Source organism: Herbaspirillum sp. CAH-3 (genome assembly GCF_009668275.1).
In the GTDB taxonomy this organism is placed as follows: domain Bacteria; phylum Pseudomonadota; class Gammaproteobacteria; order Burkholderiales; family Burkholderiaceae_D; genus Herbaspirillum; species Herbaspirillum aquaticum.
The window spans coordinates 128,183-138,312 of the sequence record NZ_VSWE01000017.1 but is presented as its reverse complement, the minus strand read 5'-3'; the positions used below and the strand labels follow the sequence as shown (position 1 = coordinate 138,312).

General features: G+C 61.9%; 11 protein-coding genes. 6 read left to right on the top strand and 5 right to left on the bottom strand.

Annotation, left to right across the window (positions count from 1 at the left end):
* The first annotated feature begins 119 nt into the window (after positions 1–119).
* From cydX to FYB76_RS21555, 3 genes are all read left to right on the top strand, one after another.
* The gene (cydX, locus tag FYB76_RS21565; protein ID WP_008330178.1) at positions 120–290 is read left to right on the top strand and encodes a cytochrome bd-I oxidase subunit CydX; all 171 of its coding nucleotides are present in this window, start codon (positions 120–122) and stop codon (positions 288–290) included.
* An 89-nt stretch (positions 291–379) separates the two neighbouring features.
* A complete protein-coding gene (locus tag FYB76_RS21560; RefSeq protein ID WP_154134988.1) occupies positions 380–901 on the top strand; it encodes a DUF2867 domain-containing protein in 522 nt (173 codons plus the stop codon).
* Positions 902–1,247: 346 nt separating this feature from the next.
* Positions 1,248–2,258: an SMP-30/gluconolactonase/LRE family protein gene (locus FYB76_RS21555; RefSeq protein ID WP_229297058.1), complete on the top strand. Its 1,011-nt coding sequence runs from the start codon at positions 1,248–1,250 to the stop codon at positions 2,256–2,258.
* Positions 2,259–2,359: 101 nt separating this feature from the next.
* Here the strand turns inward: FYB76_RS21555 and FYB76_RS21550 are convergent, their stop codons facing one another.
* Both FYB76_RS21550 and FYB76_RS21545 read right to left on the bottom strand, forming a co-directional pair.
* A complete protein-coding gene (locus tag FYB76_RS21550; protein ID WP_039785041.1) occupies positions 2,360–2,794 on the bottom strand; it encodes an organic hydroperoxide resistance protein in 435 nt (144 codons plus the stop codon).
* A gap of 263 nt (positions 2,795–3,057) precedes the next feature.
* Entirely contained in the window at positions 3,058–3,543 is a 486-nt protein-coding gene (locus tag FYB76_RS21545) for a MarR family winged helix-turn-helix transcriptional regulator (RefSeq protein ID WP_088753615.1), read from the bottom strand.
* A gap of 131 nt (positions 3,544–3,674) precedes the next feature.
* Between FYB76_RS21545 and earP the strand changes: the two genes are divergently transcribed.
* Positions 3,675–4,868, top strand: a complete 1,194-nt coding sequence (earP, locus tag FYB76_RS21540; protein ID WP_154134986.1) for an elongation factor P maturation arginine rhamnosyltransferase EarP — start codon at positions 3,675–3,677, stop codon at positions 4,866–4,868.
* A 121-nt stretch (positions 4,869–4,989) separates the two neighbouring features.
* A complete protein-coding gene (locus FYB76_RS21535; protein ID WP_017451702.1) occupies positions 4,990–5,565 on the top strand; it encodes an elongation factor P in 576 nt (191 codons plus the stop codon).
* Positions 5,566–5,649: 84 nt separating this feature from the next.
* On the opposite strand, the gene FYB76_RS21530 is transcribed toward FYB76_RS21535, so the two are convergent.
* Positions 5,650–6,483 (bottom strand): FadR/GntR family transcriptional regulator, encoded by an 834-nt coding sequence (locus tag FYB76_RS21530; RefSeq protein WP_154134985.1) that lies wholly within the window; start codon positions 6,481–6,483, stop codon positions 5,650–5,652.
* Between the two features lie 141 nt (positions 6,484–6,624).
* Here FYB76_RS21530 and denD point away from each other — a divergent pair, with 141 nt between their 5' ends.
* Positions 6,625–7,599 carry a D-erythronate dehydrogenase gene (gene denD, locus FYB76_RS21525; RefSeq protein WP_088753285.1) on the top strand — a complete coding sequence of 325 codons (975 nt, stop codon included), beginning with the start codon at positions 6,625–6,627 and terminating at the stop codon, positions 7,597–7,599.
* A gap of 79 nt (positions 7,600–7,678) precedes the next feature.
* Here denD and mmsB read toward each other — a convergent pair whose 3' ends face one another.
* Both mmsB and FYB76_RS21515 read right to left on the bottom strand, forming a co-directional pair.
* Complete coding sequence (mmsB, locus tag FYB76_RS21520) at positions 7,679–8,572, bottom strand: 3-hydroxyisobutyrate dehydrogenase (protein WP_154134984.1); 894 nt, start codon at positions 8,570–8,572, stop codon at positions 7,679–7,681.
* 10 nt (positions 8,573–8,582) lie between these two features.
* Entirely contained in the window at positions 8,583–10,091 is a 1,509-nt protein-coding gene (locus FYB76_RS21515) for a CoA-acylating methylmalonate-semialdehyde dehydrogenase (protein ID WP_008330193.1), read from the bottom strand.
* Positions 10,092–10,130 lie beyond the last annotated feature (39 nt).

Genomic DNA, 10,130 nt, shown 5'->3' with positions numbered 1-10,130 from the left:
TCTATACCGGCTGGGTCTATCGCGTGGTCAAGGGCAAGGTGACCGCCCGCGACATCCACGAGAACGAACACACGGCGTATTGATTACGCGCAATCGCAAACTGCAACGAGGAGAACATCATGTGGTACTTCGCCTGGATACTCGGCATCGGACTGGCCCTGGCCTTCGGCATCATCAACGTCATGTGGCTGGAAGCCAACTATGCCTTCGGCCGTCGCAAGGCCGAGGAAACCCATGAGCGCTTTGCCAGCGCCCGTGCGGCGGAAAAACAGCGGCGCAACGGCAGGTGAGCTCAAGGGATCGCGTGATCGCGTGACCGCGTGAGCAAGGCCGGCAGCGCTGCTGCCGGCTTTTTTTTTCAACTTGCCTGGAGACCATCATGCCTGCCTCGCTTGTCTCGCACACCGAAGAAGTCACGCCCGCGCCGCGCCACTGGGCCTTGCTGCCGGGAGCCGGTTTCGCCGACAGTTACCGCATCCGCCTCACACCGCAACTGGCCAAACTGAATACCACCGAGATCGCGGCCCGCATGATGGCAACCCAGCCGGCCTGGGTCAGTGCGTTGATCCGTTTGCGCGATCGCCTGATGGCACCGCTGGGCCTCAAGCAGGCCGGCGACCATGGCGGCGGGCCGGCCGGGTTTCCCCTGCTGCTGGCCGAGCCGGCCAGGGTCGTGATGGGAATGGATGACCGTCACCTGGATTTCCGGCTGTGCGTCGAAAAGTCGCCGGCCGCCACCGGCCAGTCGGCAGACGACGACCAGTGGCTCACCGTGACTACCGTGGTGCGCACCAAACGCCTGCTGGGCAAGGCCTACCTGGCGGCGATCATGCCCTTCCATCGCTGCGTCGCCCGTACCTTGCTGCAACAGGTAGTGAGACAGCCGGCTGGGCAGGCCTGAGTCAGCCCCCGCCTGGCTGTCGCGCCCGTTGCCGTCGCGCTCGCGCTGCCGCGGGCCCTCCTTTGTCAATGCGGCGGTCGGATTGTCAAATGGCAATTCATGATGTACGATGTCTTACCACAAGAACGGACTATCGCACTGACATGTCCGCGCCAGGGAAGATGTCCACCAGCGCCAGCAGCCCGCCCCGGGCGACGCTGTCTTCCTCGATTCCCCGCCATTAGGCTTTCTGGATCGCCCTCGTCGCGTTGACGTGGAACGACCATCCCTGACCATGGAGACTTCGATGTCGCAGCACAACAAGAACACTTCAGCCAATTTTAGCCCAACTCGTCGTACAACCTTGATGGCCGGGCTTGGCTTGGCAGCCACCGCCATCAGCGCCCGCGCCCAGAATGGCGAGTTCATTCCCAGCCAGCGCTATCCGGATCCCAGCGTGGAGGTACTCGACAAGAGCTTCCTCAAGTACCGCCTGTTCAGTTCCAGTGTGGAACGGCTGGCCACCGGTTTTCGCTGGGTCGAGGGGCCGGTCTGGTTTGGCGACGGACGCTACCTGCTCTTTTCCGACATTCCCAACAACCGCATCATGCGATGGGATGAAACCACTGGCGCGACCTCGGTATTCCGACAGCCGTCCAACAACAGCAACGGCCTGGCGCGTGACCGCCAGGGGCGCCTGCTGGCCTGCGAACACCTCACCCGTCGCGTGACCCGCACTGAATACGACGGCAGCATCACGGTGTTGGCCGACAACTACAATGGCAAGCGTTTCAACTCGCCCAACGACATCATCTGCAAATCCGATGGCTCGATCTGGTTCAGCGATCCGCCCTTCGGCATCGCCGGGGAATGGGAGGGCGACAAGCAGGTATCCGAATTGCCGCACTCGGTCTATCGCATCGACGGCCGCAGTGGCAAGGTCTCGCTGATCACGGACCAGCTCGCCGGCCCCAACGGCCTGGCGTTTTCTCCGGATGAAAAGATCCTCTACATCAACGAATCGCGCGCCACGCCCAGCCGCGTCATCTGGGCCTACGACATGAGCAGTGACGGCACCCGCATCGGCAACCGCCGCCTCGTGATCGATGCCAACGGCCCTGGCGGGATCGATGGTTTCAAGATCGACGTGGATGGCAACCTGTGGTGCGGTTGGGGCAGCAACGGCGCACTGGACGCCAAGGCTGAAGAACTCGACGGTGTGCGCGTATTCAACCCGCAAGGCAAAGCCATCGCCCACATCCATCTTCCAGAGCGCTGCCCCAACCTGGTCTTTGGCGGCACCAAGAAAAATCGTCTGTTCATGGCGAGCAGCCACTCTCTCTATGCGCTGTATGTAGAGACACGCGGCGCGGTCTGATCTTTCCTGATCGCCCATGAAAATCGCCGCTGGGACAGAAGTCGCAGCGGCGATTTTTTACGCCTTCCCGCCCGGATCAGGCAGGAAGCCGAACCCAGCCATTACACCAGGTTCAGGGTGACGTTGATGTTGTCACGGGTGGCGTTGGAATACGGGCACACTTGGTGGGCCTTGTTCACCAGATCTTGCGCCACGGCCTGGTCGATGCCCGGCAGCGAGATGTTCAGTTCGGCTTCGATGCCGAAACCGCCCGGAATCTGGCCGATACCGACCTTGCCGGTGATGCTGGCATCCGCAGGCAGGGCCACCTTGGCCTGGCCGGCGACGAACTTCAGCGCGCCCAGGAAGCAAGCCGAGTAACCGGCGGCGAACAGCTGTTCCGGGTTGGTGCCGTTACCACCGGCGCCGCCCAGTTCCTTGGGGGTCGACAGCTTGACGTCCAGCACGCCGTCGGAGGACTTGGCCGAACCTTCACGGCCGCCAGTGGCGGTAGCGGTAGCGGTGTACAGGGCTTTTTCAATCTTGTTCGAAGGCATGGTATTTCCTTTCAAAGTTCAGGTTGTCGTTACCCTTGCGGGCTACGTTTGAGGGATGTGATGCCGAAAGATTCGCTTTCGGTCAGCACTGGCTTCCAATCTCTTGCTGCTTCACTTGCGGTCTTGCTGATGTTGCGGATGTTGCTGATGTTGCTGACGTTTCCGGTGTTGCAATCTTCGGTCAGGCTGCGCCAACGATATAGCGATATAAATAATTAACTATATTATTGCGCACAATATAAAACACAAAGCTTGTTACATTTTCATTCATCTTCGGCGTCGACCAGGCCCTTGCGAACCTGTTTCAACTCCATCACCAGTGCCTTGATCTGGTCCAGCGTGGGCAGCATGCAGCTCATCTGCTGCGGTACCGCTTTGGCCTTCTCACGCAACGCGCGGCCGCCATCGCTCAGGCTCACGACCACCCGGCGCTCATCGCCAGCATCCCGGTTGCGGTGAAGCAAACCCATGCTTTCCATGCGCTTGAGCAGCGGGGTCAGCGTACCAGAATCCAGGAACAGGCGTGCGCCCAGTTCCGAGACCGTGACGCCATCCTTTTCCCACAGCACCAGCATCACCAGGTATTGCGGATAGGTGATCTCCAGCGGGGCCAGGATCTTCTTGTAAGCCTTGGTCATGGCCAGCGACGCCGAATACATCGCAAAACACAGCTGGTTGTCGAGAAGCAGGGCTTCGTCGATCAGTGCGTCCGGGAGATTCGTGGTGTGCGTCTTGTCCATGTGCTGCATATTAAACTGCTCAAAATTGAATTGCAAGCGATTTAATTTGAAAAAATTTGTCCATGTTGTTCATTTCCCTTCGTCGGACCCTGCACCAAGCCGGTATCATGCGGCCTGCCTCCGCATTTTCCTGCATATCGATGAATTCCCACCCCAATCCCCTGCGCTCCCTGGACCTGTTCTGCAAGGTCGTCGACAACTATGGCGATATCGGCATCTGCTGGCGCCTGGCGCGGCAGCTGGCGCATGAGCACGGGCTGGCGGTGCGGCTGTGGGTAGATGACCTGGTGAGCTTCCGGCGCATCTGGCCGACGGTGGACACGCTGGCCGATACGCAAGCGCTCAGCGGCGTGAGGGTCCAGCACTGGCGTGGCCAGGACGGTCTGTTCACGGCCGACGACGTGGCCGATATCGTCATCGAATTCTTCGGCTGCGAGATCCCGCCCGGTTATGTGGAAGCCATGGCACAGCGCTCGCCCAAGCCCGTCTGGTTCAACCTGGAAGGCTTGTCGGCCGAACCCTGGGTCGAAGGCTGCCACACCCTGCCCTCCCCGCATCGCACGCTGAAGCTGACCAAGTATTTCTTCTTCCCGGGCTTCAATGAACGAACCGGCGGGCTCACCTTCGAAGCCGACCTGCAAGCCCGACGGCAGGCCTTCCTGGCGGCCAACGAAGGACCTGCCTTCCTGGCCCGGCTGGGCGTGACAGCGTCCGAAGCGCAGGCCTGCAAGGTCTCGCTGTTCTGCTACGACTACGCCCCGATTCCCGAATTGTTTGCGGCCTGGCAGGCGTCGCCCTCCCCTATCACCTGCCTGGTGCCGGAGGGCGTGGGCCGCCCTGCGGTCGAGGCCTTCCTTGGCGTACCGATGCGCGCCGGGGCCGCAGCGACCCGGGGGGCATTGACGATGCGCGTGCTGCCCTTCGTGGCGCAGACCGATTACGACCGCTTGCTGTGGAGCTGCGACCTCAATTTCGTGCGAGGTGAAGATTCCTTCGCCCGCGCCCAGTGGGCCGGGCGCCCCTTCGTCTGGAACATCTATCACCAGGACAAGAACCTGCACCACACCAAGCTCAACGCCTTCCTGAAGATTTATGAACCGGCCACGCCGGCCGTCATCGACCTCAACCGAGCCTGGAACGGCGCTTATCCGGGCGACCTTGACTGGCAGGCAAGCTGGCAGACGCTGCAGGCCGAACTGCCGGCATTGTCGGGCCAAGCTGAACAATGGGCGCAGAAGCTGTTGGCAAATGGCGACTGGATGGACAATTTGCTCGGCTTCGCCCGCCGGCTCGCCCTCGAAGAGTGGAAGAGCAACGAAAATGGGTTAAAATAGCGGGCTACCGTTTTAACGCAGTTTGGAATTCAATCGTACGTGGGCTTGCGGTGAAGTTTTAGAAGTTTTACCAGTGGGCTACTGACAGTTTGAAAAAACCTACTTTTCACGACACATCGCTATGAAATTTGCAAAAGAAATCCGCGTCGGCAACATCATTATGGTCGACAGCAAGCCCATGATCGTCCTGCGCTCGGACGTCAACGGTTCTTCCCGTACCGGCTTCACCTACAAGTGGAAGATGAAGAACCTGCTGACCAACAGCCCGCAAGAAAGCGTCTTCCGTGGCGACGACAAGTTCGACGTCGTGGTGCTGGACAAGAAGCCGGTGACCTATTCGTACTTCGCTGACCCGCTGTTCGTCTTCATGGACGAAGAGTACAACCAGTACGAAATCGAAGGCGAGAACATGGGCGACGCCATCGGTTACCTGAAGGACGGCATGCAGTGCGAAGCTGTCTTCTACGACGGCAAGGCCATCTCGGTCGAAATGCCGACCACCATCGTGCGCAAGGTTGCCTACTCGGAACCGGCCGTCAAGGGCAACACCTCGGGCAACGTCCTGAAGGAAGCCAAGATCGAAAACGCCATCGAAGCCAACCAGATCACCGTGATGGTGCCGCTGTTCGTGAGCCAGGATGACGACATCGAAATCGACACCCGCACCAACGAGTACAAGAAGGTCGTGCGCGGCTGATCGTTAGCCGATGCCAATAAAAAACGCTGCCTGGTGCAGCGTTTTTTTATGCCTGTATTAAGGCAAATAGATGAAGCCCGAAGCTCATCCACCCTCCCTCACCCGCGCCAGATCCCGTGCCGCCGCCTGCCCTTCCGCGCTGGCCCAGAAAGCCCTGTCGGCCGCCTGCAGGCGCTGGGCCGACTGCTCCATGTGGCGCAAGGCCGCTGCCCGCGCAGCTTCGGCGTTGCCATCGTTGATCGCTTGCGCCAGCGCCGCATGTTCGGCGCGCACCTGCTGCACGAACTCGTTGCTGCGCGCTTCGTTCATGCGCGCCACGCGGATGGCGGCGTGCAGGAACTGGCTCAGGAACTGCACCAGCGAGGTGTAGAGCGGATTGTGCGAGGCATTGGAAATGGCGGCATGGAAGGCGAAATCCTCCTGCACGCCATCGCGCCCGGCCGCAGCCGCCGCATCGATGGCTTGCAAGGCCTGCTGGATCGCCAGGTTCTGCGCGCGCGTGCGGCGCTGCGCCGCCAGGGCCGCCATCTCCCCTTCCACCCCGCGCCGCAGCTCGATCACCCGCAGCACCGCCTGGATGGAGTCACGGCCATCATCCACATTCAGGTCCAGCCGGAAGGGCGTGGCCTGCGTCACCGGCAAGACCACCGTGCCACTGCCCCGGCGCGAGCCGACCAGTCCCTCGGACTTCAACCGCGAAATCGCTTCGCGGATTACCGTGCGGCTCACCGAAAAACGTTCAGTCAACTCCATCTCCGAAGGCAAGCGCGCATCCGGGGCGAATTCACCGCTGCGGATCTGCTGTGCCAGTACGCTGGTGACATGGTCGGCCAGCGTGGTCTTGCCGCGTGCGGCGGCGGCCATGGATGCAAGCGCCGACGCCTGCGGCTTGGAGGAGGAAGTCTTCATGGCGCGCATGATACCGCGCAGGCATGGGCTTTTGTGACTTCCGCTTCATATTCCCAAAGTTGTATTACAACTTCCGCTATAATGCGCTGCACGGGTTTCGCTCAAGCGTTCATATCCCCCTATTCCGACGACAGATCACGAGGAGAACACATGCATATCGTCATCACCGGCGGCGCCGGTTTCCTGGGCAGCCGACTGGCGCGCCAGCTGCTGCAGCGCGGCACCCTGACCGGCCGCGACGGCCAGGCGCAAGAGATCAAGCGCATCACCCTGCTGGACGTGGTACCGGCCCAAGGGTTCAATGATCCGCGCATTGAGGCCGTCACCGGCGACATCGCCGACGCTGCCGTGATCGAGCGCGTCATCACGCCCGAAACGCAGTCCATCTTCCACCTGGCCGCCATCGTCAGCGGCCATGCCGAGGCCGATTTCGACCTGGGCATGAAGATCAACTTCGACGCCACCCGCGTCATCCTGGAACGCGCCCGTGCCCTGGGCACCAAGCCGCGCGTGGTCTTCACCAGTTCGGTGGCGGTGTTCGGCGGCGAACTGCCGGCCGTGGTCCCCGACAACACCCTGCTGATGCCGCAAAGCTCTTACGGCGCCCAAAAGGTCATGGGTGAACTGCTGGTGCAGGATTATTCACGCAAGGGCTTCATCGACGGCCGTGCGCTGCGCATGCCGACCATTTCGGTGCGTCCGGGCGCACCCAACAAGGCCGCGTCCAGCTTCGCGTCGGGTATCATCCGCGAGCCGCTCAATGGCCAGCCCTCGGTCTGCCCGGTCACGCCGGACACCCGCATGTGGCTGATGTCGCCGCGCCAGGCCATCGCCAACCTGATCCACGGCCATGAAATCAATGGCGCCGACCTGGGCCTGGCCCGCTTCCTCTCCATCGACGGCCTGTGCGTGACCGTCAAGGACATGGTCGAGGCCCTGGAACAGGTCGCCGGCAAGGAAGTGGTGCAGCTGATCGAATGGAAGGAAGACGAAGCCATCAAACGCATCGTCAATTCCTGGCCCGGCGCCTTCGAAGCCAAGCGCGCCAAGGCGCTGGGCTTTACGGCCGATGCCAACTTCGCCGACATCATCCGCGCCCACATCGAGGATGAAGTGAAGAAATAAGCTGCACATCAGCACGCAGAACAACGAAGGGACAGCCCCGCAAGAGGCTGTCCCTTTTTGCTGCACTCCCCAACCGCTGTTACTTCGCCTTGCCCAGCATGTTGAAGATGCTGGAGAAGTCCAGCTTGCCTGCCCCGTTCATGCTGTGGATGTCGTACAGATTGCGCGCCGTCGATCCCAGCGGAATGGCGCAGTTGGTGGCCAGCGCATTTTCCACCGCCAGCCCCAGGTCCTTGAGCATCAGGTCCACGCCGAAACCACCGGCATAGCCCTTGGAAGCTGGTGCAGTGTCCATCACGCCGGGGCAAGGGTTGTAGACTTCCAGCGTCCAGTTGCGGCCCGAGCTCTTGGACATGATTTCCGAGAGCACCTTGGGATCCATGCCATTGGCCATGCCCAGGCGAATCGCTTCGGACGTCCCGATCATGAGGATGCCCAGCAGCATGTTGTTGCAGACCTTGACGGTCTGGCCGCTGCCGCTGTCCCCGGCGTGATAGATCGCACGGCCCATCTTCTGCAGATAGGGCTGGGCGGCCTCGAAGGCCTCCTTGCTGCCGCCCACCATGAAGGTCAAGGTGCCCGCCGTCGCCCCGTTGGTGCCCCCGGAGACGGGTGCATCGAGCATCTCGAAGCCGCGCGCCTTGGCCGCTGCCGCGACCTTGCGCGCCGCTTCCGGAGCGATGGTGGAGCAGTCGATCAAGAGGGCCCCCGGCTTGGCCGAGGCCAGCACCCCGGCCTCGCCCAGGTAGAGGGACTCCACGTGACGGCTGGCCGGCAGCATGGTGATGACCACGTCGGCCTTGGCCACGGCCGCCATGGAATCGGCCTCGGTCTTGCCGCCGACCTCCACCAGCTTGTCCACGCTGGCCTTGACCAGGTCATGCCCGCTGACCGGAAAGCCGGCCTTGACCAGGTTTTGCGCCATGGGCAAACCCATATTGCCCAGGCCGATGAAGACGATGTTGGCGCTCATGCTGCTCTCCTTACTTCAGGGTGATGGTGGTGTTGACCTGGCCGGCTTCTTCATCGGGTGCGTACCAGCGTGCAGTGACGGTCTTGGTCTGGGTCCAGAAGGTGACGGCCTGCTTGCCATTGGGACCGAGGTCGCCCAGCTTGGAAGCCCGCGAACCGGTGAAGCTGAAGTAGGCCACCGGCACGGGAATGGGCACGTTGATGCCGACCTGGCCGACGTCGATCTCGTTCTGGAACTTGCGCGCCGCATAGCCCGAGCTGGTAAAAATGGAAGTACCGTTGCCGTTCGGGTTGGCGTTGATGAAGGCAATGGCTTCATCGAGCGTCTCCAGTTCGACGATGCACATGGCCGGGCCGAAAATTTCCTGGGTGTAGATGTCCATCTCGGGCTTCACGCCGGTGAAGACGGTCGGTCCCACGAAGTTGCCGTTCTCGCTGCCGGCCACCTTGCAGTTGCGGCCGTCGAGCAGCAGCTTGGCGCCCTGCTCCACGCCGCTGGCGATGAGGCGTTCGACGCGTTCCTTGGCCGCCTTGGAGACCAGCGGACCAACATCGGCCTTGCGGTCGGTGCCGGGGCCGACCTTCATGGCCTTGGAGCGTTCGACGATCTCGGGAATCCATTCGCGTGTCTGGCCCACCAGCACCACCACCGAATTGGCCATGCAGCGCTGGCCGGCTGCACCGAAGGCCGCGCCCAGCAGGTTGTTGATGGCCTGGTCCTTGGGGGCATCGGGCAAGACGATGCAGTGGTTCTTGGCACCCATCATGCACTGGGCGCGCTTGCCGGCTTCGCTGGCGCGGCGATAGATGTGGGTACCGACATGGGTGGAACCGATGAAGGAGACCGCCTTGATATCGGGATGGTCACAGATCATGTTGGCCACATCCGGGCCGCCATGCACCACGTTCAACACGCCTGGCGGCAGGCCGGCCTGGTTGGCCAGCTCGACCAGGAACAGCGAGGAAGTCGGATCCTGCTCGGAGGGCTTCAACACGAAGGTATTGCCGCAGGCCACCGCGATGGGGAACATGAAGCAAGGCAGCATCACCGGGAAGTTGAAGGCGGTGATGCCGGCCCCCACGCCCAGCGGCTGGTAGAGCGTGTAGACGTCCACGCCGCCGGCCACGTTCTCGGCCAGCTCGCCCAGTTGCAGCGAGGTGATCGAGCAGGCGTGCTCCACCACTTCCAGGCCGCGCATGACTTCACCTTCGGCGTCCGGCAAGGTCTTGCCGTGTTCGCGGGTGATCAGTTCAGCCAGCGGGGCGATGTTCTCGCGCAGCAGTTGCTGGAACTTCAGCATGATGCGCATGCGCTGCGCCAGTGAGGTATTGCGCCAGGTCTTGAAGGTTTCCTTGGCGTTGGCCACGGCCCGGTCGACTTCTTCCTTGGTGGCGAAGGGCACGCGGGCCACGACTTCCTGGGTGGCCGGGTTCAATACGTCGCGCCACTCCTTGGAAGTGGACTGCACCTTTTCACCGTTGAGGTACAGGGGAACGTTGGGGATGTTGGCTTGGCTCATTGCAATTTCCATTGTGAAGAGGTGAACAGGATGGGGAGA